Annotated in this window: 19 protein-coding genes and 1 tRNA gene; 11 read left to right on the top strand and 9 right to left on the bottom strand. The window is 68.8% G+C overall.

What is annotated here, in order from left to right; genetic code table 11:
- Window positions 1–8: 8 nt before the first annotated feature.
- The 3 genes from IHQ52_RS15735 to IHQ52_RS15725 are packed head-to-tail and all read right to left on the bottom strand — an operon-like array spanning window position 9 to window position 2,049.
- Window positions 9–632, bottom strand: coding sequence for a hypothetical protein (locus tag IHQ52_RS15735; protein WP_024498096.1), 624 nt, complete (start codon window positions 630–632; stop codon window positions 9–11).
- The gene (locus tag IHQ52_RS15730; protein WP_024498095.1) at window positions 629–1,237 is read right to left on the bottom strand and encodes a hypothetical protein; all 609 of its coding nucleotides are present in this window, start codon (window positions 1,235–1,237) and stop codon (window positions 629–631) included. The genes IHQ52_RS15735 and IHQ52_RS15730 overlap by 4 nt, the downstream gene beginning before the upstream one ends.
- Before the next feature lie 53 nt (window positions 1,238–1,290).
- Window positions 1,291–2,049, bottom strand: a complete 759-nt coding sequence (locus tag IHQ52_RS15725; protein WP_024498094.1) for a TVP38/TMEM64 family protein — start codon at window positions 2,047–2,049, stop codon at window positions 1,291–1,293.
- Window positions 2,050–2,214: 165 nt separating this feature from the next.
- On the opposite strand from IHQ52_RS15725, the gene IHQ52_RS15720 reads away from it, so the two are divergent.
- From IHQ52_RS15720 to meaB, 3 genes are read left to right on the top strand one after another with little or no spacing between them, the layout of a single operon-like run.
- Window positions 2,215–4,149 carry a methylmalonyl-CoA mutase family protein gene (locus tag IHQ52_RS15720; protein ID WP_096274954.1) on the top strand — a complete coding sequence of 645 codons (1,935 nt, stop codon included), beginning with the start codon at window positions 2,215–2,217 and terminating at the stop codon, window positions 4,147–4,149.
- On the top strand, window positions 4,146–6,431 hold the full coding sequence (gene scpA, locus IHQ52_RS15715; RefSeq protein ID WP_191834378.1) for a methylmalonyl-CoA mutase: 2,286 nt from the start codon (window positions 4,146–4,148) through the stop codon (window positions 6,429–6,431). The genes IHQ52_RS15720 and scpA overlap by 4 nt, the downstream gene beginning before the upstream one ends.
- Window positions 6,431–7,429 (top strand): methylmalonyl Co-A mutase-associated GTPase MeaB, encoded by a 999-nt coding sequence (gene meaB, locus IHQ52_RS15710; protein WP_096273986.1) that lies wholly within the window; start codon window positions 6,431–6,433, stop codon window positions 7,427–7,429. Before scpA ends, meaB begins: the two co-directional genes overlap by 1 nt.
- 18 nt (window positions 7,430–7,447) lie before the next feature.
- On the opposite strand, the gene IHQ52_RS15705 is transcribed toward meaB, so the two are convergent.
- A complete protein-coding gene (locus IHQ52_RS15705) occupies window positions 7,448–8,398 on the bottom strand; it encodes an LLM class F420-dependent oxidoreductase (RefSeq protein ID WP_096273988.1) in 951 nt (316 codons plus the stop codon).
- Window positions 8,399–8,463: 65 nt separating this feature from the next.
- Entirely contained in the window at window positions 8,464–9,495 is a 1,032-nt protein-coding gene (locus IHQ52_RS15700; protein WP_096273990.1) for a nucleoside hydrolase, read from the bottom strand.
- Window positions 9,496–9,608: 113 nt separating this feature from the next.
- Here IHQ52_RS15700 and IHQ52_RS15695 point away from each other — a divergent pair, with 113 nt between their 5' ends.
- Both IHQ52_RS15695 and IHQ52_RS15690 read left to right on the top strand, forming a co-directional pair.
- On the top strand, window positions 9,609–10,853 hold the full coding sequence (locus tag IHQ52_RS15695; protein ID WP_096273992.1) for a M23 family metallopeptidase: 1,245 nt from the start codon (window positions 9,609–9,611) through the stop codon (window positions 10,851–10,853).
- A gap of 81 nt (window positions 10,854–10,934) precedes the next feature.
- Window positions 10,935–11,864: a mechanosensitive ion channel family protein gene (locus IHQ52_RS15690; protein WP_024498088.1), complete on the top strand. Its 930-nt coding sequence runs from the start codon at window positions 10,935–10,937 to the stop codon at window positions 11,862–11,864.
- A 73-nt stretch (window positions 11,865–11,937) separates the two neighbouring features.
- Here the strand turns inward: IHQ52_RS15690 and IHQ52_RS15685 are convergent.
- Window positions 11,938–12,026, bottom strand: a tRNA-Leu gene (locus IHQ52_RS15685).
- Window positions 12,027–12,133: 107 nt separating this feature from the next.
- On the opposite strand from IHQ52_RS15685, the gene IHQ52_RS15680 reads away from it, so the two are divergent.
- Together IHQ52_RS15680 and IHQ52_RS15675 are read left to right on the top strand one after the other, a co-directional pair.
- Complete coding sequence (locus tag IHQ52_RS15680) at window positions 12,134–13,468, top strand: M20/M25/M40 family metallo-hydrolase (RefSeq protein WP_024498087.1); 1,335 nt, start codon at window positions 12,134–12,136, stop codon at window positions 13,466–13,468.
- Window positions 13,469–13,529: 61 nt separating this feature from the next.
- Entirely contained in the window at window positions 13,530–14,075 is a 546-nt protein-coding gene (locus tag IHQ52_RS15675; RefSeq protein ID WP_024498086.1) for a YbhB/YbcL family Raf kinase inhibitor-like protein, read from the top strand.
- An 85-nt stretch (window positions 14,076–14,160) separates the two neighbouring features.
- On the opposite strand, the gene IHQ52_RS15670 is transcribed toward IHQ52_RS15675, so the two are convergent.
- From IHQ52_RS15670 to IHQ52_RS15660, 3 genes are read right to left on the bottom strand one after another with little or no spacing between them, the layout of a single operon-like run.
- A complete protein-coding gene (locus IHQ52_RS15670; protein WP_096273994.1) occupies window positions 14,161–15,297 on the bottom strand; it encodes a quinone-dependent dihydroorotate dehydrogenase in 1,137 nt (378 codons plus the stop codon).
- Entirely contained in the window at window positions 15,291–15,614 is a 324-nt protein-coding gene (locus IHQ52_RS15665) for a DUF5703 family protein (protein ID WP_006437976.1), read from the bottom strand. The genes IHQ52_RS15670 and IHQ52_RS15665 overlap by 7 nt, the downstream gene beginning before the upstream one ends.
- Window positions 15,615–15,617: 3 nt before the next feature.
- A complete protein-coding gene (locus IHQ52_RS15660) occupies window positions 15,618–16,679 on the bottom strand; it encodes an NHL repeat-containing protein (RefSeq protein WP_096273996.1) in 1,062 nt (353 codons plus the stop codon).
- A gap of 156 nt (window positions 16,680–16,835) precedes the next feature.
- On the opposite strand from IHQ52_RS15660, the gene IHQ52_RS15655 reads away from it, so the two are divergent.
- The 4 genes from IHQ52_RS15655 to IHQ52_RS15640 all read left to right on the top strand — a co-directional run bounded on the left by IHQ52_RS15655 (window position 16,836) and on the right by IHQ52_RS15640 (window position 20,132).
- Window positions 16,836–17,678 (top strand): undecaprenyl-diphosphate phosphatase, encoded by an 843-nt coding sequence (locus IHQ52_RS15655; RefSeq protein WP_096273998.1) that lies wholly within the window; start codon window positions 16,836–16,838, stop codon window positions 17,676–17,678.
- 68 nt (window positions 17,679–17,746) lie between these two features.
- Window positions 17,747–18,484 (top strand): MSMEG_4193 family putative phosphomutase, encoded by a 738-nt coding sequence (locus IHQ52_RS15650; protein WP_238063607.1) that lies wholly within the window; start codon window positions 17,747–17,749, stop codon window positions 18,482–18,484.
- A gap of 25 nt (window positions 18,485–18,509) precedes the next feature.
- A complete protein-coding gene (locus tag IHQ52_RS15645; RefSeq protein ID WP_006437972.1) occupies window positions 18,510–19,220 on the top strand; it encodes a DUF3090 domain-containing protein in 711 nt (236 codons plus the stop codon).
- A 33-nt stretch (window positions 19,221–19,253) separates the two neighbouring features.
- Complete coding sequence (locus tag IHQ52_RS15640) at window positions 19,254–20,132, top strand: SCO1664 family protein (protein WP_024498080.1); 879 nt, start codon at window positions 19,254–19,256, stop codon at window positions 20,130–20,132.
- Window positions 20,133–20,217: the final 85 nt, after the last annotated feature.

The following is a 20,217-nucleotide window of genomic DNA, read 5'->3' as shown; positions in this document are numbered from 1 at the left end:
CGCGCGTATCAGGTCGTGATGAGGTGTTCGATGCCCGCGAGTCCGATCGCCCACAACACCGATGCGAAGGTGCCCATGATGAACTGCTCCGAGGCCTGCGGGGCACGTAGTTCGGGATAGCGCGCGAGGCTCTTCACGGCGAGGATGATCGCGAGTCCCTCCGGCCATCCGGCCATCAGCGTCGTGACGACCGCGAGTCGCTCGAGGTAGCCGATCACGCGTCCACCGCGGAGCGGGCCGACCTCCGTCGGGTCGGACGGTTCCGTCTCGGTGGTGTCGGTGTCGGTGTCGTCGGTGTCAGGGTCGTGCGGTGGCGTCGGACCCGCCCGGACGCCGCCGAGTTGCAGTACCGCGCGCACCACCGGACCGCCACCGGTGATGGCCGCGATCGCCGCGATCACCGGCGCCGCCGCGGCGGCGAATCCGGCGGCGGGTCCGGCCGTCGCCGCGACGATCGCGGTCGCGGCCGCGAGGCCCAGCAGGATGATCAGGCCGATGGTGTGGATGATCGCCGCCGAACGCGGCACGGCCAGTCCATCCCGGGCACGTCCGCGCATCCAGTGTTCGACACCGAGCCAGAGCACGGGCGCGACGACGGTCAGCACGAGGAGGACGAGTGCGGTGCCGGTCATCGCGCGAGCTCCGCGTCCGAGGCATGACGATCGGCCTCGGCGAGCGCGTCGGCGAGGAGGTCGAGCGCATCCGGTTCCAGATCCCAACCGGCGGCGCGGAGCCGTTGGCTCATGGCCTGCGGCGTGATGTCGAGGGCGCCCGCGGCGTCGGCCTGGGTGAGTCCCCGCCGCATGAGTGCCACCGCCTCGATCCCGGCGGCACTCCGGGTGGCGACGATGTCGCTGATCAGGCGTCCGGCGGTCTGTGCGTGACGGCACCATCGGGCGTCGGGTCCGCGCACGCACAGCGGTATCCGCTGTCGTTTGGCCGCCTCGACCGCGTCTCGGGCGTAGAGGAAGGCGGTTCCGCGGCCGGCGCGGGTGGAGGAGGGCAGCGGCTGTTCCACGCCGCCGGTGCCGATGCCGACACTCCAGTGGCCGTCGGCGGTCAGTTCCACGGCGAGATGTGCCAGGGTCGTCGGATCGTCGAGAACACCCTGGATCTCGTCGCCGGCGGTGCGCTCGAAGGAGCGCACCGTGTCGACGTCGCCCAGGCGGGTGAGCACAGCGTCGACGCGATCGATGTCGGTGCGGCTTCCCCGCTGATCGACGGTCATGACGAACATCACACAAGCCTACGAGCTTGATCGAGCACGATCAAGTCCTAGGACTAGATGAATCAAGTGAGGGAGCTTGATGATCCCTTCTCAAGCCTGGGTGCTTGAGGACTATCGGACGCGACCGGCAACCGGGCGTCGAGGATCAATCCCGCGATCCCGACCGCGAAGAGTGCGCCGCTGACCAGTAGCTGCAGCGGATCGGTGTCGCCGGTCAGCGAATCGCCGAGCATCACCACGGCCGCGGTGCCCGGAGCCATGCCGATGATGCTCGCCACCGTGAACGGCACCGGTCGTACCGAGGACAACGCCGAGCAGTAGTTCGCGACCGAGAACGGGCAGGCCGCGATCAAGCGGAGGGAACCGACGGCCAGCCAGCCGCGACGTTCCAGGCGGTACTCGACGGCCTTGACGACCGGCTTCTTGAGGAACGGCCGCACCCGGTCGCGTCCGAGTGCCCGCACGAGACCGAAGGCCGCGACCGCCGCGATCGACGACGCGATCATCGCCCCCACGAAGCCGACGACCGGACCGAAGAAGATCCCGGACATGACGGTGAAGGTCGAGCGGGGGATGGGGGCGATCGTGACGACCGCATATGCCGCGAAGAACAGCCACGGAAAAGCCGGCCCGAGGTCGTCGCCCCAGGCGCGGACGCTGCCGATAGAGGGCAGTGGGATGAAGTAGGACCCGAGCAGGACCAGTGCCACGAGAGCGGCGGCGGCGAGTGCGCGCCGCACGACCCGACGGTCGAAGACGACGCGCCGTCGGCTGCCCGCCGCGTCGGGGGTCACCTCGGTGACGGGGGCTGGCTCGGGCACCCGGACACTCTACTCTGGATCCCACGAGACCCCTCGACCCTGCGACCTGCACGCACCCCGCTGGGTGGCACAGCTCACGCCGACCTTGTTGATGGGCCGAGCGAGCGATCGGCTAAGGTCGTGTACGCGCTCGCACAGAGCACTCACGGAGGTGTGCTTCCCCACATGCCACAGCAAACTGACCAGCCCAAACCCGAGTCAGATCTCGACGGCGCCTACCAGGCGTGGTCGAAGGCCGCCGCGGCCGTTCTGGCGAAATCGCGTCGGGTCGACGTCGACGAGCTCCCGGATACTCCGGAAGCCCTGCTCTCGACCGACACCGCCGACGGGCTGACCATCCGGCCGCTGTACACACGTCGCGACGAGACGACCGAACCAGGCCTGCCGGGCCGGTTCCCGTTCGTCCGTGGCGCCGATCCCGCTCGTGACGTCACCACCGGGTGGCGCGTCACCGAGCGGTTCGGCGACGACGCGACCCAGGCCGAGGACGTCAACGAACTCGTTCTCGAGGCGATGGCCAACGGCACCAGTGGACTCTGGCTGTCCGTCGGCAAGCCCGGTGGCGGTCTCGGTGTCGCCGACCTCGCCACTGTCCTGCGCGGCGTCTACCTCGACCTCGTGCCGGTGACGCTCGACGCCGGTACCGAGGGCATCGCCGCCGCCCGGGAACTGTTGTCGCTCAAGGAGAAGGCGCAGGCCGCCCCGGTCGCCGCACCTCCCACCGCGGCGACCACGCACTCCTTCGGACTCTCGCCGCTGACCGCGGCGTTCTCCGGTCGTGCCACCGTCGACGCCGACGAGGCCACCGCGCTCGCCGCGTCGAACCTCCCCGCCGGGGTCCGGACCTTCCGCGTCGACGGCAGTGACTTCGCGACGGCCGGCGCCGACAACGGCCTCGAACTCGCCCTCGTGGCGGCCGCCGCGGTCGCGCATCTGCGTGACCTGACCGCCGCCGGTCTGTCCGCCGAGGCGGCACTGAACCAGATCACCTTCGGTGTCTCGGCCGACGACGACCAGTTCGCGACGATCGCCAAGTTCCGTGCGCTGCGCAAGATCTGGGCCCGGGTGGCCGAGGTCGTCGGTGCGCCCGACGCCGGTGGTGCACTGACCCACGGCGTGACGGACCTGTCGATGTACTCCCAGCGTGACCCGTGGGTCAACATGCTGCGCAGCACCATCGCCGCATTCGGCGCGGGTGTCGGCGGCGCCGACCAGCTGACCGTCCTGGCGTACGACGCGACGATCCCGGCCGACAAGCGCACCTCGAGTGCGTCCTTCTCGCGCCGCATAGCCCGCAACACCCAGCTGTTGCTGCTCGAGGAGTCCAACATCGGACGTGTCCTCGACCCGGCCGGCGGTTCGTGGTTCGTCGAGTCGCTGACCGACGACCTCGCCGCCAACGCATGGGCCGTCTTCACCGAGGTCGAGGCCGCCGGTGGCTACCGCGCCGCTCTCGACAGCGGCTGGATCGCCGAGAAGGTCGAGGCCTCGCTGGCCCGACGCGACGCCGAGGTCGCACACCGACGCATCTCGGTCACCGGCGTCAACGAGTTCCCGAACATCGACGAGCGGGCCCTCTCCGATGCCCAGGGCGCCTCGGTGTCGGGCGTGACCGACGTGGTCACCGGAACCCCGAAGCTGGCCCGTGTCGGCCGTGCCTTCGAGGCGCTGCGCGATCGCTCCGACGTGGTGCTCGCCGAGCAGGGTGCGCGCCCGTCGATCCTGCTCATTCCGCTGGGCAGCGTCGCCGAACACAACGGACGCACCACCTTCGTGGCTAACCTGCTGGGTGCCGGCGGCATCACCGTGGTCAACCCGGGCCCGCTGACCGCCGACAAGATCGGCGACGCGGTGGCCGGCTCGAAGGCCACGATCGCGGTCATCTGCGGTACCAAGGCGCGCTATGCCGAGGAAGGTCCGGCGGCGCTCGCGGCCGCACGTGCGGCCGGTCTCTCCAAGGTCCTGCTCGCCGGCCCGGACAAGGAATGGCCCGAATCCGATGATCGTCCCGACGGTTCGCTGCGTGTCGGTATCGACGCGGTGAGCACCCTCGGGGATCTCCTCGATCAGCTTCTCTCTACTTCGGGAGCGACGGCATGACCCAGACCGAACCCAACCTGTCACAGTCCGATTCGGCCCAGTCGATCCCGAGCTTCGCCGGGGTTGAGCTCACCGGGGGACCGGCCACGACAGTCGCCGGACCCGGTGCGCCGGTCACCGAGGAACTGGCCTCCGCACACGGCTACTCGGTCGACCAGGTCACCTGGAACACGCCCGAGCAGATCGACGTTGTGCCGGTGTACACCCGCACCGATCGCAACGAGATCCTCGACGACGCCGAGCATCCGTACCCGCTCGACTCGGTTCCCGGAGAGGCCCCGTTCATCCGTGGCCCGTACCCGACGATGTACGTGAACCAGCCGTGGACGATCCGGCAGTACGCGGGTTTCTCGACCGCCGCCGAGTCCAATGCCTTCTACCGCCGCAACCTCGCGGCCGGTCAGAAGGGTCTGTCCGTGGCCTTCGACCTCGCGACCCACCGTGGGTACGACTCCGACCACCCGCGCGTCGCCGGAGACGTCGGCATGGCCGGTGTGGCGATCGACTCGATCCTCGACATGCGTCAGCTCTTCGACGGCATCGACCTGGGCAACGTCTCGGTGTCGATGACGATGAACGGTGCGGTGCTGCCGATCCTGGCGCTCTACGTCGTGGCGGCCGAGGAGCAGGGTGTGCCACCGGAGAAGCTGGCCGGGACCATCCAGAACGACATCCTCAAAGAGTTCATGGTCCGCAACACCTACATCTATCCGCCGAAGCCGTCGATGCGGATCATCTCGAACATCTTCGAGTACACCAGCCAGAAGATGCCGAAGTTCAACTCGATCTCGATCTCCGGCTACCACATCCAGGAAGCCGGTGCGACCGCCGACCTGGAGCTGGCCTACACGCTGGCCGATGGCGTCGAGTACATCCGTGCGGGCCTCGAGGCCGGTCTGGACATCGACAAGTTCGCGCCGCGTCTGTCCTTCTTCTGGGGCATCGGCATGAACTTCTTCATGGAGGTCGCCAAGCTGCGCGCGGCGCGTCTCCTGTGGAGCGAGCTCGTCGCCGAGTTCGATCCGAAGAACGCGAAATCGCTGTCGCTGCGGACACATTCGCAGACATCGGGCTGGTCGTTGACCGCACAGGACGTGTTCAACAACGTGGCACGCACCTGTGTGGAGGCGATGGCGGCGACGCAGGGTCACACCCAGTCGCTGCACACCAACGCGCTCGACGAGGCGATCGCCCTGCCGACCGACTTCTCGGCCCGCATCGCGCGTAACACCCAGCTGCTGCTGCAGCAGGAGTCCGGCACCACCCGTCCGATCGATCCGTGGGCCGGTTCGAACTATGTCGAGTCGCTCACCCACCAGCTGGCGCAGAAGGCGCGCAAGCACATCCGCGAGGTCGAAGAGGCCGGCGGCATGACGCAGGCCATCAACGAGGGTCTGCCGAAGCTGCGCATCGAGGAGGCCGCGGCGCGCACGCAGGCCCGCATCGACTCGGGGCAGCAGCCGCTGATCGGTGTGAACAAGTACCAGGTGGCCGACGACGAGGAGATCGAGGTCCTCAAGGTCGAGAACTCCAAGGTGCGCGCCGAGCAGCTCGAGAAGCTCAGCACCCTTCGCGCACAGCGGGATTCCGCCGCGGTCGAGTCGGCACTGGCCGACCTGACCCGCGCCGCGGCGTCGTCGGAGGGTGGCATGGAGAACAACCTGATGGCCCTGGCCATCGAGGCCGCGCGTCATCAGGCGACGGTCGGGGAGATCTCCGAGGCGCTGGAGAAGGTCTACGGTCGTCATCAGGCGGAGATCAAGACGATCAGCGGGGTGTATCGACATGAGGCAGGCGAGGTGAGCAACATCGACGCGGCGATCGAGGCGGTACGCCAGTTCGCCGAGGCCGAGGGCCGCCAGCCGCGCGTGCTGGTCGCCAAGATGGGCCAGGACGGTCACGACCGCGGCCAGAAGGTCATCGCGACCGCCTTCGCCGACCTCGGCTTCGACGTCGACGTGGGCCCGCTGTTCGCCACGCCGGAGGAGGTGGCCGCCCAGGCCGCCGACAACGACGTGCACGTGGTGGGTGTGTCGTCGCTGGCCGCCGGTCACCTCACCCTGGTTCCCGCGCTGCGGGAGGCGCTCAAGGAAGTCGGGCGCGAGGACATCATGATCGTCGTCGGCGGCGTCATCCCGCCGGGTGACTTCGCCGAGCTGTACGAAGCGGGCGCCGCCGCGATCTTCCCGCCCGGATCGGTCATCGCCGACTCGGCCGTGGAGCTCATCGGCAAGCTCGCCGACACCCTCGGCCTGGAACTGCCCGGGGTGGCCGCGAACTGATGGCGGACAGTCCTCGGCGTCGCGTCGACGTCGACGCGCTGGCCGATGCCGTGCTGGCCGATCGTCGCGCCGACCTGGCGCGTGCGATCACCCTGGTGGAGTCCAGGCGCCCCGATCATCGGGCGGCCGCGCAGGAGTTGTTGCTCAAGCTGACCCCGCATGCGGGCAACTCGTTCCGGGTCGGCATCACCGGTGTTCCGGGTGTGGGTAAGTCGACGACCATCGAGGCGCTCGGCATGCACCTGGTCGAGTTGGGGCACAAGGTGGCGGTTCTCGCCGTCGACCCCAGTTCGACGCGCACCCGCGGCTCCATCCTGGGCGACAAGACCCGCATGGGCAGGTTGTCGACGGAGAAGAACGCGTACATCCGTCCGTCACCGACCTCGGGCACGCTCGGGGGTGTGGCGAAGGCCACCCGTGAGTCGATCGTGCTCGTGGAGGCCGCGGGATTCGACGTCGTCCTCGTGGAGACCGTCGGCGTCGGGCAGTCCGAGGTCACCGTGGCCAACATGGTCGACACCTTCACCTTCCTGACGCTGGCCCGCACCGGGGATTCGTTGCAGGGCATCAAGAAGGGTGTCCTGGAACTCGCCGACGTGGTGGTGGTGAACAAGGCCGACGGCAAACACCTCAACGAGGCGAAGGGTGCGGCTCGCGAACTGCGGAACGCCCTGGGACTGATCTACCCGCACGACGCCCTCTGGACACCGCCGGTGCTCACGATGAGCGCGATCGAGAAGACCGGCATCGACGAGTTCTGGGCCACCGTCGTCAAACACAACCAAACCCTCAGGGAGGCAGGCGAATTCACTGCCCGCCGCAACCAGCAGCAGATCGACTGGACGTGGTCGATGGTCCACGACATCGTGCTCAGCCGGCTCGCGGAGTCGCCCGGCGTCCGCGACATCCGCGGCACCGTCGAGGAGGAGCTGCGCGAAGGTGTGCTCACGCCGGCGCTCGCCGCCCAGCGCATCGTCGACGCCTTCGACAATCGCTGAGCGGCGCGCCGACCCGGCTCAACCGATCAGCGGCGCGAGCGTCTCACCCAGCAGGGAAACCCGTCCCGGCACATGGCCGTTGGCGGCTGCATTGACCGTGAAACCGTCGACGCCGGCGGCGAGGATGTCGGCGTAGCGGGCACCGACCTCGTCCGGATCACCGATGATCGTCATCCCGCGACGCGCCTCGGCCGCCGGCGTGCGGCGCACATAGGCCTCGTAGTCGGCGACCGCCTCCTCATGGGTGGGTGCCATGCAGGTGTAGGTCTGCACGGTCACCGTGATCTCCGCCCGGTCGCGTCCGAGGCGCTCGCAGTGTTCGGCGAGGGCCTCGAGCTTGCGGGGTATGTGGGACGGCGGGCACAGCAGATTCGATTCGTCGGCGTACTGCGCGACCATTCGCAGCGTCTTGCGTTCACCGCCACCGCCGATCATCACCGGGATCGTCGACAGCGGCGCGGGGACGTTGAGCGCGTCGGCGACGCGATACCGCTCACCGTCGAGGCTGGGCCGCTCGCCGGCGAGCATGCCGCGGATGATCTGCAGGGCCTCCTCGAGCTTCTCGAACCGGTCGCTGAAGGTACCGAACTCGAAGCCGAGTGAATCATGTTCGAGCTCATACCATCCCGCGCCGATCCCGAGTTGCGCCCGACCGCCGGAGACCACGTCGAGTGCGGTCACGGTCTTCGCCAGCAACGCGGGGTTGCGGTAGGTGTTACCGGTGACCAGCGATGACAGGCGGACCGTCGAGGTGTGCTGGGCCAGGGCCGACAGCAACGTGTAGCACTCGATCATCGGATCGTCGGGTTCGCCGAGCATGGGCAACTGATAGAGATGGTCCATCACGAAGACGGTGTCGAAACCGGAGTCCTCGGCCTCCCGCGCCTGCGCGACGACGGTGGGGAAGAGCCGTTCGGCGGGAACGTCCGGGTAGGTGAAGTTGGCGATCTGATAACCGAGTCGAGTCACCGGTCAACCGTAGGTGCCGATGGGCCGTCGTGCTCGCTTCTCTGACACCTCAGACGGCGGGGGTCTCAGATCCGGACCAGTGCGCGAGCGTAGGTCCCGATCGTCTCGATGAGATCGTCGAACACGGAGTCGAGGTCGGTGGCCGTGGCGATGCGGGCGTTGGGTCCCAGCGGCGACATCCAGCGTTCGTCGGCGACCGTCATCCCGCGCGTCAGGGTTCCGGTGAGCTCGACGCCCACGCGCGCCGGAATGGTGGTTACGAGGTCGGGGTTCAGCGCCACCATCGCCGCGAACGGGTCATGGAGATGGGCGATGTAGCCCTCGTCGTGGTCGTGATGGAACTCGAAGTAGAAGCGCAGGGCATCGGTGAGGTGCCGGATGATCTCGTTGTCGGCAACCGATCGCAGACCCCGTTCGTCGCCGGGGTCCGGGCATTCGAGCGGTGTGCTCCCCGACGCGGCGGCCAGGCGCACCACGTGGTCCGGGGTCATCACGACCTGCTCGGTGAGATCCAGCGCGCACACGATGGGCTCCGGTGCGCCTGCCGTACCGAACGCCGCGAAGACCTCCGCGGCGGCCTCCGGGTCGACGGCGACATTCCACTCCGAGGTCGGCGTCGTGTTGCCGTGGGTGTGGAACGCGCCGCCCATGATCACCAGCCGGCGCATGCGGGAGGGCAGTGCCGGATCTCGGCGGACCGCGGTCGCCAGCGAGGTCAGGGGCCCGGTCACCAGCCCGACGAGTTCGCCGTCGTGAGCTCGCGATGCCTCGATCCAGGCGTCGGCGGCGTCGACGTGGCTCGCCGTGATGGTCGGGGTGGGCAGTTCGGCATGGCCGACGCCCAGTGGACCGTGGGTGTCCTCGGTCGTCATCAGGTCGGCGACGAGGGGAGTGGCCGACCCGACGTGGACGGGAATCTCTGCACGGCCGCAGAGTTCGAGCCAGGACAGGTTGTTCGTCGTGACCACGTCCACGGGGACGTTGCCGGCCGTCGAGGCGATCCCGAGGAGGTCGACATCGGCGCGGGCCAGCAGATAGAGCAGTGCCACCGAATCATCGATACCGGTGTCGCAGTCGAAGAACAGGCGCTGGGTCACGTCACAATTGTGCCCGGTCTGCGGTGACCCCACCCGCGCCGCCCCGGCGTTCCCTAGTATCCCTGCCGATGCCGGACGGACCGCCGTCGGCGCGACGGCCGCAGAGGAACGCGATGCACCCACAACGACTCTCATCGACAGTTCTCGGCCTGTGTGCCGCGCTCGTCCTGGCCGGCTGCGGCGGTGCCGACGATTCCCGTGGTGGTACGGAAGTACCGGTTCCCGCCGAACCGGTCGTCACCCCGGTGGTGGGGTCGGTGATGTTCGCGCCCACGCCGTTCGCCGGATCGGACGGTTCCAACCATCTCGTCTACGAGGTGTCGCTGACGAACTACCTGCGCACCCCGGTCACGATCACCGGGGTCGAGGTGTTCGACGCCGACACCGAAGGCAGCCCTGCACTGATCGGCCTCGACCAGGCCGGTGTCGCGGGACGGCTCAAGCCCGCCGGGGCGCCTTCGGTCCAGCCGAGACCAGGTGCGCCCGACGGGTATTCCGAGGTGCTCGCACCGGGGCAGAACGGCGTGTTGTTCCTCCACCTGCGATTCGCGGGTGGCGCACCGAAGAAGCTGATCCACGAGATCTCGGTCCGCGCCGACGAGGCGCCACCCGAGATGCGCGAGACCACCGAGAGGATCGCGGCGGTCGACGTGAACGACGGCGTGGTCCCGGTCCTGGGTCCGCCGCTCGCCGGTGAGCACTACATCGCCGCCGACGCCTGCTGCGACGCGGTCCGGCACACCCGGGCCCTGTTGCCACTCGATGGCACGCCCGTCCTCGCGCAGCGCTACGCCGTCGACTGGGAGCAGGCCGGACCCGACGGGAAGATCTTCGTCGGCGACGCCAGGGATCCGGCCGGCTACCGGATCTTCGGCGACGACGCGCTCGCCGTCGCCGACGGGACGGTCGTCGCCAGCCGCAACGACTTGCCGGAGCAGGTGCCGGGTGAGTACCCGGCGAATCTGCCGATCGCCGATGCCGACGGCAACAACCTCGTCCTCGACATCGGCGACGGCTTCTACGTGAACTACGCCCACATGCAACCCGGCTCGGTGCGATTCAAGCCGGGGGACCGTGTGCGTCGGGGTGAGGTCATCGGCAAGGTGGGCAACAGCGGCAACTCGGTCGCGCCGCACCTGCACGTCCACGTGATGAACGGTCCGTCGTTCCTGGTGTCGCAAGGCGTGCCGAGTGTGACCGATCTCTTCACCATCACCGGCCGGGTGGCCGACACCGCGGCCTTCGACGCCTCGGAGGGGACCGGCGTCCCCCTGGTCCTGGCACCCGATGTGGCCGTCGCCACACAGGAGGACCGGATGATCCTCGATCAGAACATCGTCACGTTCCGCGCAGGCTGACAACGGTTTTCGGGTTCGACGACGCCGGTCTGCGAACGATCACGACTGGACAACGATCTCATCGTCCGTACGGTCGGGGTCATGACCATTCAGAACCTGGCCTTCGAATGGACCGACACGAATCGTGAATGGCTGATCGAGAATCCGATCCGCATCGCGGCCTACATCCTGCTCGCGCTGGTCGTGCGCTACGCCATCCATCGCGTCATCGACCGGGCAACCCGGCCCCGCTCCCGGGACGGCGGGAGAACGCGGGGCGCGTCTCTCATCCGTGGTTTCCGGTCCAAGACGCCGACGACCGAACGCAGCGCCCAGATCGCCGCCCGGCGCGCCCAGCGGGCCGCGACCATCGGCTCGGTGCTGAAGTCCACCGTGTCGATCGTGCTGCTCGTCTGGGTGGTGCTGTCGGTGCTGAGCGTCCTCGGGGTGAACATCGCACCGTTCATCGCCTCGGCCGGCATCGTGGGTCTCGCGATCGGCTTCGGCGCCCAGAACCTGGTCCGCGACTTCGTCTCCGGGGTGTTCATGCTCCTCGAGGACCAGTACGGGGTCGGTGACATCGTCGATCTCGGCGAGGCGATCGGCGAGGTGGAGACCGTGGGTCTGCGCGTCACCACGCTCCGCGACATCGACGGCACCCTCTGGTATGTCCGCAACGGCGAGATCGCCCGCGTCGGCAACATGAGCCAGGAGTTCGCGGTGGCACGCGTCGACGTGCCGGTCGCGCCGGGCGCCGACATCGACAAGGCGCAGCGGGTGGCCGCCGAGGCGGCGCGGCTCGCCGTCGAACAGGACGACACCGACATCCTCGGCGCGATCGAGATGCTCGGCGTGCAGGAGGTCTCCTCCGAGAAGGTCGTCCTGCGCCTGACGGTCAAGACCATGCCGAACGGCCAGTGGGCGGTCCAGCGGCGGCTGCGTCGCGTCATCCTGCAGGCCTTCGTGGAGAACTCGATCGACCTGCCGTACTCGCGCGCCTGGGCGGGGTTCATGGAGCCCGTCGGGAGCTGACCCTGCCGCGTCCGCGCGGTAGCGCCTCCAACGAGAAGAACCCCGGCCGGAGCCGGGGTTCTTCTGTGATCTGTGGTGTCCGAGGGGGGACTTGAACCCCCACGTCCGTTAATAGGACACTAGCACCTCAAGCTAGCGCGTCTGCCATTCCGCCACTCGGACTTGCTCTGCTGCGTTGCTCCGGCGGTGATTTCTCCCCGTCGTCTCTCGGCAGCGGGATAACACTAACCGAGGTTGCCCGTGTATCCCAAATCCCGTAGGAGTGAGGGGTGTCTTTCCAGTCTGCGACCACTGAAGTAGTCGATCTCGTCAGCCGTTTGATCCGGTTCGACACCTCCAACACGGGGGAGCCGGAGACCACGAAAGGCGAGGAAGAGTGCGCCAAGTGGGTGGCGCAGCAACTCGAGGAAGTGGGATACACCACACAGTATGTCGAGTCGGGCCGCCCGGGACGCGGCAACGTCTTCGCGCGCCTCGCGGGACCGCCCGACTCCGACCGCGGCGCCCTCCTGATCCACGCCCATCTCGACGTGGTGCCGGCCGAGCCGGCCGACTGGAGTGTCCACCCGTTCTCCGGCACGGTGAAGGACGGCTACATCTGGGGACGCGGTGCGGTCGACATGAAGGACATGGCCGGGATGGCGCTCGCGCTGGCCCGCCAGTTCAAACGCGACGGCACCGTCCCGCCGCGGGAGATCGTGTTCGCCTTCCTCGCCGACGAGGAGGCCGGCGGGACGTGGGGCGCCCACTGGCTGGTCGAGAACCGGCCGGATCTCTTCGAGGGGATCACCGAGGCGGTGGGTGAGGTCGGCGGTTTCTCGCTGACCGTCGATCGACCCGACGGCACCCAGAAACGCCTGTATCTCGTCGAGACGGCCGAGAAGGGTCTGGGCTGGATGCGTCTCACCGCGGAGGCGCGGGCGGGTCACGGCTCGTTCCTGCACGCCGACAACGCGGTCACCGAGGTGGCCGAAGCCGTGGCGCGGATCGGCCGGCACACCTTCCCGCTCGTCATGACGGAGTCGGTGAGCCAGTTCCTCGCCGAGGTCAGCGCCGAGACCGGACTGGACTTCAGCCCCGACGCGCCCGACCTGGAGACATCGCTGTTCAAGCTCGGCAATCTCGCCCGCATCATCGGCGCCACGCTGCGCGACACCGCCAACCCGACGATGCTGAAAGCCGGCTACAAGGCCAACGTCATCCCGCAGAAGGCCGAAGCCGTCATCGACTGCCGCGTACTGCCGGGGCGTCAGGCGGCCTTCGAGAAGGAGATCGACGAACTCATCGGGCCGAACGTCACCCGGGAATGGATCACGCACCTCGATTCATACGAGACGACGTTCGACGGCGACCTCGTCGACGCCATGAACAACGCCATTCTCGCTCACGACGAGCAGGGAAAGACGGTGCCCTACATGCTCTCCGGCGGCACCGACGCCAAGGCGTTCGCCAAGTTGGGCATCCGCTGCTTCGGGTTCGCGCCGCTGCAGCTGCCGCCCGAGCTCGACTTCGCGGCGTTGTTCCACGGCGTCGACGAGCGGGTGCCGGTCGACGCGGTTCTGTTCGGCACCAAGGTCTTCGAACACTTCCTGCTCCACAGCTGAGCCCTCACATAGAGTGGTGGGCAGATCGATCCGATGCGCGAAACGTCAGAAAGGTGAACACATGTCGTCCTTCGACCCGTACTCCCCGCTACCGAGTCTGCCGGGTTTCACGCTCACCTCGGAGAGCCTCACCGACGGCTCGCCGCTGGCCAGCGGTCAGGTCAGCGGGATCATGGGCGCGGGTGGAGATGACCTGTCACCGCAGCTGACCTGGTCCGGATTCCCCGCGGAGACGAAGTCTTTCGCCGTCACCGTCTACGACCCCGACGCGCCGACCGCGTCGGGGTTCTGGCACTGGGCCGTCGCCGACATCCCCGCGTCCGTCACGAGCCTGCCCGAGGGGGCCGGTGACGACGAGGGTTCGGGTCTGCCCGATGGCGCCGTGACGCTCACCAACGACGCCTCGCTGCGCCGCTACATCGGTGCCGCCCCGCCGCCCGGACACGGACCGCATCGCTACTTCGTCGCCGTGCACGCGGTCGACACCGAGTCGCTGAACCTGCCCGAGGGAGCCACCCCGGCCTACCTCGGCTTCAACCTCTTCTCGCACGCGATCGCCCGCGCAGTCCTCGTGGGCACCTACGAACAGCCCGGCGAGAACGTCTGAGACGCAACGACAACCAGGCGTCCTGATCGCTCGTCGAGCGGTCGGGACGCCTTCTTTGCGACGTCGTCGGCGTCGGAGCGTCCGATCAGGGCTGCGCGGTCGCGGCGCTGCCCACCGCATCGGCGACCGACGCGAAACCGCCCGCCCGCACACGCTCGGCGAGACCGGCGTGCAATTCGTACAGCCACAGCGGTCCGCCGTAGATGAACCCGGTGTAGACCTGCAGCAGATCGGCGCCGGCACAGATGCGTTCCCACGCCTGATCGACGGTCTCGATGCCGCCGACACTCACGATCGCGATCTTCCCGCCGACGCGGTTGTAGAGCCGTTTCAGGACGGACAGCGACCGGTCGGCCACCGGTGCTCCAGACAGACCACCCGCGCCGATCTCGCGCACGTCGGCGTCCGGGGTGCGCAGACCCTCGCGGCCGATGGTGGTGTTGGTGGCGACGATGCCGGCGAGACCGAGCTCGACGGCGAGGTCGGCGACCGCGTCGATGTCGTCGTCGACGAGGTCGGGAGCGATCTTCACCAGGACCGGGACGTGGACCTCGGACTGGACTGCGGCGAGGATCGGCCGCAACGAGTCGACGGCCTGGAGATCGCGTAGCCCGGGAGTGTTGGGAGAACTCACGTTGACGACGACGAAGTCGGCGAGGGGGCCGAGCAGGCTCGCCGAGAGACGGTAGTCGTCGATGGCCTCGTCGAGCGGGACCACCTTGGTCTTGCCGATGTTCGCGCCGATCGGCACCGACACCGGGCCGCGCCGGACCTCGGTGAGGTGTTCGGCGGCGACGTGCGCCCCCGGATTGTTGAAGCCCATCCGGTTGATGAGGGCCCGGTCGGCGGGTAGCCGGAACAGGCGCGGCTGCGGGTTGCCGGGCTGTCCCCGGCCGGTGATGGTGCCGATCTCGGCGAAGCCGAAACCGATCTGACCCCAGGTGTTGACGGCACCCGCGGTCTTGTCGAAACCGGCCGCCAGCCCGATGGGCGCCGGGAAATCGATGCCGAACACACGGCTTCGCAGGACCGGGTCGTGGTGGGCGAGCAGCTTGGCCACCGGGACGGAGAGCAGCGAGAACCGGCCCACCGCACGCAGCAGCACGAAGACGATGTGATGAATGCGTTCCGGCGGCAGCAGGAACATCGCCTTGAGCAGCAGGGGATAGCACCACCGGTTGAGTGCGATCAGCACCCTGGTGGCGGTTCGTGCGGTCAGCATGCCTGGGCGCTCCGGGGATCGTGGTCGGTGGAACGGTCCTCGTCGAGTTCGCGGGCGCCGCGCGGCGGACGCCGGCGCTTGAGCAGGACCTTGCGCGTGCCGTCGGAGTAGAGGCGGACCCGGGACAGCTCCCAGCCGCCGAACTCGGCCTGGAGTGCCAGCCGCATCGACGCGGTCACCCGGGTGACGTCCGGCGGCAACTTCAGCAGGATGCACTCGACGTCCTCGGACGTGACCTCCCAGCCGGTGGGGTAGCGCGACCCCAGGCGGGCGGATGTCCGTGCGTGCCGGGTGTGGGGTCGTCGATCAGCAGTCACAGGTCACCGGCCCGGCTCGACCGCCGCGACACCGAGAGGAGTGCCGGGCGGGGGTACGACCTGGAGTCGGCCGTCGCGTGCCGACAGGACGTAGACGGTGCCGGCATCGTCGACGGTGAGGGCGTCGGGCTGGACGACAGACGCGAACCGCTGCTTCTCGGTCGGCTCGCCGTCGGCCAGGTCATACGCCACCACCTCGTTGTTCGCGGTTGTCGACACCCAGAGCAGGTTGCGGGTGTCGTCGTAGTCTACGGCGTACGGGCCATCGGCCACCGGATAGCGGAACCGCATGACCAGCGGTGAACCGTAGAAGCCGAGGATCTCGCCGTCGCGGGTGTTGGCGACCAGGATGCGTCCGAAACGGTCGACCGTCGAGGTCGTGGCGCCGTTGCCGGCGCGCAACGCGGGCCCGGGTTCGCCGGATTCGGGGTCGATCGGGGTCACCGACGACTGCGCGCGGTCCAGGACGACGATCTGGCCGTCGAGGCCCTCGGCCGCGGCCGGAGCCGCGGTGAGTGAATCCACCCGGACGAACTCGCGCAGATCGTGCCTCATGCGGAGTTGCCCGTTTTCGAAGTCGCCGTCGTAGATCAGCACCCGGCCGTCGGCGGTGCCGACCACGATCTCGCCGGACGCGGCGCGCACGACCGCGGTCGGGGAGTCGGTGTCGAGTCCGGCGGTGCGCGCGGCGCCCTGCGCGTCGACGACGACCAGCGCACCCGGCCCCACCCCGAGGTAGCCGCCATCGGTGTCCGGGGCGAGCGCGGTCAGGCCGGGTACCTCGACCGATGTGGGTGGCGCGGTCATCCTCGCGGCGTCGAAGCGGAGCAGTTGCCTGCCGTCCGGCGAGACGACGGCGACCGTGCGGCCGGACGAGGCGAGCGTCCGGGAACCGGCGGGTGCGGGGACGGTGAGTCCGGCAGGTTGGGAGGTCGCGGGCGCCTCGGCCGCGGTCGCCGGGGTGACGGTCGGGACGTCCGGGATGCCGGAGTCGTCGGACCCGCACGCCGTGATCATCGCCACACCCACGGCGAGCGTCGCCGCTACGGCGACCGGACGCCGCAACCGTGCGAGACCGCTCGGGGGCTGGTGACGGGGGCGCGGTCGTCGAGACGAGTACATGAACCCATCTTGCGTGACCCGCCGCGTCCGGGTCTCAGGCGGGTCGGCGCGTGTCGCCGAGCGCGGTGGCGGGCGGGCCTCCGCGTAGCATCGGGCGCCGTGACCGACACCATGACCTGGACCCAGTCGATCGTCCTCGGGACGTTGCAGGGCCTCACCGAGTTCCTGCCGATCTCGTCGTCCGGGCACCTCCGTATCGCCTCGGAACTCATGTTCGGCGAGGACGCCGGGGCGTCGTTCACCGCGGTCACCCAGCTCGGTACCGAGGCAGCCGTGCTGCTGTTCTTCGCCCGCGACATCTTCCGCATCATCGGGGCGTGGTTCCGCGGCCTGTTCCACGCGGAGGAGCGCAACCTCGACTACCGCATCGGCTGGTATGTGATCCTCGCGACCATCCCCATCGGGCTCATCGGTTACCTCGCCAAGGACCAGATCCGCACCACCGGCCGCAACCTGTGGCTCGTCGCGATCATGCTGATCGTCTTCGCGGGTGTGTTCTGGCTGGCCGAGCGATACGGGACGAAGCAGCGTCCGCTCGAGAAGCTGACGCTGCGCGACGGGCTGGTCATGGGCGGCGCACAGTGCCTCGCGCTGGTCCCCGGCGTCTCCCGGTCGGGTGCGACGGCGAGCGCCGGGCTGTTCCTCGGGCTCGAACGCGAGGCCGCGTTCCGGTTCTCGTTCCTGCTGGCCATCCCGGCGGTGACCGCGTCGGGCCTGTTCAGCCTGCCGGACGCGTTCAACCCGAGCGGTGAGGGCATGGAGGCGACCGGGCCGCAGCTGCTGGTGGCGACGATCGTCGCGTTCATCGTGGGTTATGCGGCCATCGCCTGGCTGCTGAAGTTCGTCAGCGGGCACTCGATGAACTGGTTCGGCGCCTACCGCGTGATCTTGGGCGTCACGCTCATCGTCCTGCTGTCCACCGGCACGATCGCCGCGACCTGACGTCTGAGGCGTCCTCGCCGCGTCCTCGCCGCGTGCGGGCCGCAGGCGCGCATGCCTATGGTTGTGGGATGACCGTGATCCTTCTCCGGCACGGCCGTTCGACGGCGAACACCTCGGGTGTGCTCGCGGGTCGTAGCCCCGGAGTCCACCTCGACGACCGGGGCCGCGAACAGGCCGACGCACTCGTGAGCCGTTTGGGCGAGCACCTCGGCGCGATCAGGGCTGTGGTCCGTTCACCGCTCGATCGCTGCGCGGAGACCGTCGCACCGCTGCTCGCCGCCCTCGGCACCAACGGGGAGCGTCCTCCGGAGGTCGTCGTCGACGACCTCGCCGAGGTCGACTACGGCGGCTGGACCGGACGCCCCATCTCCGAGCTGCTCTCCGAGCCGCTCTGGAAGGTCGTGCAGCAGCAGCCGTCGGCCGCGGTCTTCCCTGACGGGGAGGGCCTCGCCGACGTCCAGGCCCGTGCGGTACGTGCCATCCGCGAACTCGACCGCGTCTACGGCGGCTCCGACGGGGCCGGTGTCTGGATCGCCTGCTCGCACGGTGACGTCATCAAGTCGATCATCGCCGACGCGATGGGCAGTCATCTCGACGCGTTCCAGCGCATCGTCGTCGAACCCGCGTCGATCAGCGTCGTCCGTTACTCCTCGTCGAGGCCGTACGTGCACACGGTCAACAACACGCAGAAGCTCTCGGTATCGACACCGCGTCCGGCCACCGGTGACGACCAGCAGGCGTCCGATGACGCCGTCGTGGGCGGGGACACCGGTGCCGCTGCGACGATCCCGGCGACATCGGGATAATGAACACAACAATGAAGGAGGTGTGATGTCCCGAGCGATACACGTGTTCCGCAGCCCGGACCGGTTCGTCGCCGGCACGATCGGACAACCCGGCGACCGCACGTTCTACCTCCAGGCCGTCCACGAGACACGCATCATCAGCGTGATGCTCGAAAAGCAGCAGGTCCAGATCCTCGCGGACCGGATCGGCGCACTGCTCGACGAGATCCACCGCCGCTTCGGCACCCCGATCCCGCCGGCGACCGATCGGGTCGGCGACCTGAGCCCGCTGGTCATGCCCGTCGACGCCGAGTTCCGCGTCGGCACCATGGGGCTGGGCTGGGACGCCGAATCCGAGGCCGTCGTCGTGGAGTTGCTGGCCATCACCGAGGGGGAGTTCGACGAGAGCGTCGTGCTCGACGACACCGACGAGGGACCCGACGCGGTGCGCGTGTTCCTCACCACTGCCGCGGCACGCGAATTCGCGGCACGGTCGTCGAAGGTCATCTCCGCCGGCCGCCAGCCGTGCCCGCTCTGCAGCGAGCCGCTCGACCCCGACGGCCACCTGTGCGTGCGCACCAACGGCTACAAGCGTGACGCGCAGTTGAGCAAGTCGATCGACTTCATCGATCCCGAGGTGTTCAACAGCCTTGCCGCGCAAACCGATCCGAGCTTCCTCGTCGACGAGGACGACGACGATCCGGACGACCCCGACGACGAAGACCCGGGCACACCCGGACCCTCTTCCCAGGCGTGAGCGAGTCCCGACGGTGAGACAGGGGCGCGGCCGTTGACACCGGAAGCCGCGAGTCCGCACCAGCCGGAGTCCTCGGACCCCGTTCCGGCTGAGGTGTCACCGCTCGAGATCCTCCGCGACGGGGAGCTGACGATCCTCGGGCGGATCCCGTCGGCCAGCAACGCCACCCTGGTGTGCGACGCCGTGCTCGAGGAACAGTCGATGCGCTGCGTGTACAAGCCGATCCGTGGCGAGGTCCCGCTGTGGGACTTCCCCGACGGCACCCTGGCCGGACGCGAGGTCGCGTCGTATCTGATCTCGGAGGCCCTCGGGTGGGGTGCGATCCCGACGACGATCCACCGTGACGGACCAGTCGGTCCGGGCATGGTGCAGCGCTGGATCGAGACGCCGGACAACTCCGAGCACCCGCCCGTCGAGGCGCAGCCGCGGATCGATCTGGTCGATCTGTGCCCGGTCGACCGGGTGCCGACCGGATTCTTCGCCGTCCTGCAGGCCTACGACCCGTATGGCGAACCCGTCGTGCTCGTCCACGCCGACGACCCGCGTCTCCAGCGACTCGCAGTGCTCGACGTCGTGCTGAACAACGCCGACCGCAAGGGTGGCCACGTGCTCGAGGGCCTCGACGGCGGTGTCTACGGCATCGATCACGGCATCTGCCTGCACACCGAGGACAAGCTCCGGACCGTTCTGTGGGGCTGGGCGGGGGAGAAGGTGCCCGGACATCTGGTCGCCGACGTGGCCGAGCTCGCAGAGCACCTGGAGACCGACGCCTCGGCCTTGCGCCGCGATCTGCTGCGCCACATCACCGCTGACGAGGTCGACGCGCTCACGGTGCGGGCGATCGTTCTCGCCGAGAGCGAGACCATGCCGCTGCCGCCGGGCCATCGGCCCATTCCGTGGCCCCCGTTCTGATCGACACCGCGGGATCGACGATCCCATCGGCTCCGGGTGATCACGATCGCAGCGGACGGGCCGTGAACACGTCGCGGTCGGTGGG

Origin of the sequence: Gordonia amicalis (genome assembly GCF_022059885.1) — a bacterium.
Taxonomy (GTDB): Bacteria; Actinomycetota; Actinomycetes; order Mycobacteriales; family Mycobacteriaceae; genus Gordonia; species Gordonia amicalis.
This window is presented reverse-complemented; position numbering and strand designations above follow the sequence as displayed.

What these genes read in the sequence shown, in the direction of transcription:
- IHQ52_RS15735 (WP_024498096.1), bottom strand. Translation starts at nt 632, where the DNA reads ATGACCGGCACCGCACTCGTCCTCCTCGTGCTGACCGTCGTCGCGCCC.
- IHQ52_RS15730 (WP_024498095.1), bottom strand. Translation starts at nt 1,237, where the DNA reads ATGTTCGTCATGACCGTCGATCAGCGGGGAAGCCGCACCGACATCGAT.
- IHQ52_RS15720 (WP_096274954.1), top strand. Translation starts at nt 2,215, where the DNA reads ATGCCACAGCAAACTGACCAGCCCAAACCCGAGTCAGATCTCGACGGC.
- scpA (WP_191834378.1), top strand. Translation starts at nt 4,146, where the DNA reads ATGACCCAGACCGAACCCAACCTGTCACAGTCCGATTCGGCCCAGTCG.
- meaB (WP_096273986.1), top strand. Translation starts at nt 6,431, where the DNA reads ATGGCGGACAGTCCTCGGCGTCGCGTCGACGTCGACGCGCTGGCCGAT.
- IHQ52_RS15695 (WP_096273992.1), top strand. Translation starts at nt 9,609, where the DNA reads ATGCACCCACAACGACTCTCATCGACAGTTCTCGGCCTGTGTGCCGCG.
- IHQ52_RS15690 (WP_024498088.1), top strand. Translation starts at nt 10,935, where the DNA reads ATGACCATTCAGAACCTGGCCTTCGAATGGACCGACACGAATCGTGAA.
- IHQ52_RS15675 (WP_024498086.1), top strand. Translation starts at nt 13,530, where the DNA reads ATGTCGTCCTTCGACCCGTACTCCCCGCTACCGAGTCTGCCGGGTTTC.
- IHQ52_RS15670 (WP_096273994.1), bottom strand. Translation starts at nt 15,297, where the DNA reads ATGCTGACCGCACGAACCGCCACCAGGGTGCTGATCGCACTCAACCGG.
- IHQ52_RS15650 (WP_238063607.1), top strand. Translation starts at nt 17,747, where the DNA reads ATGACCGTGATCCTTCTCCGGCACGGCCGTTCGACGGCGAACACCTCG.
- IHQ52_RS15645 (WP_006437972.1), top strand. Translation starts at nt 18,510, where the DNA reads ATGTCCCGAGCGATACACGTGTTCCGCAGCCCGGACCGGTTCGTCGCC.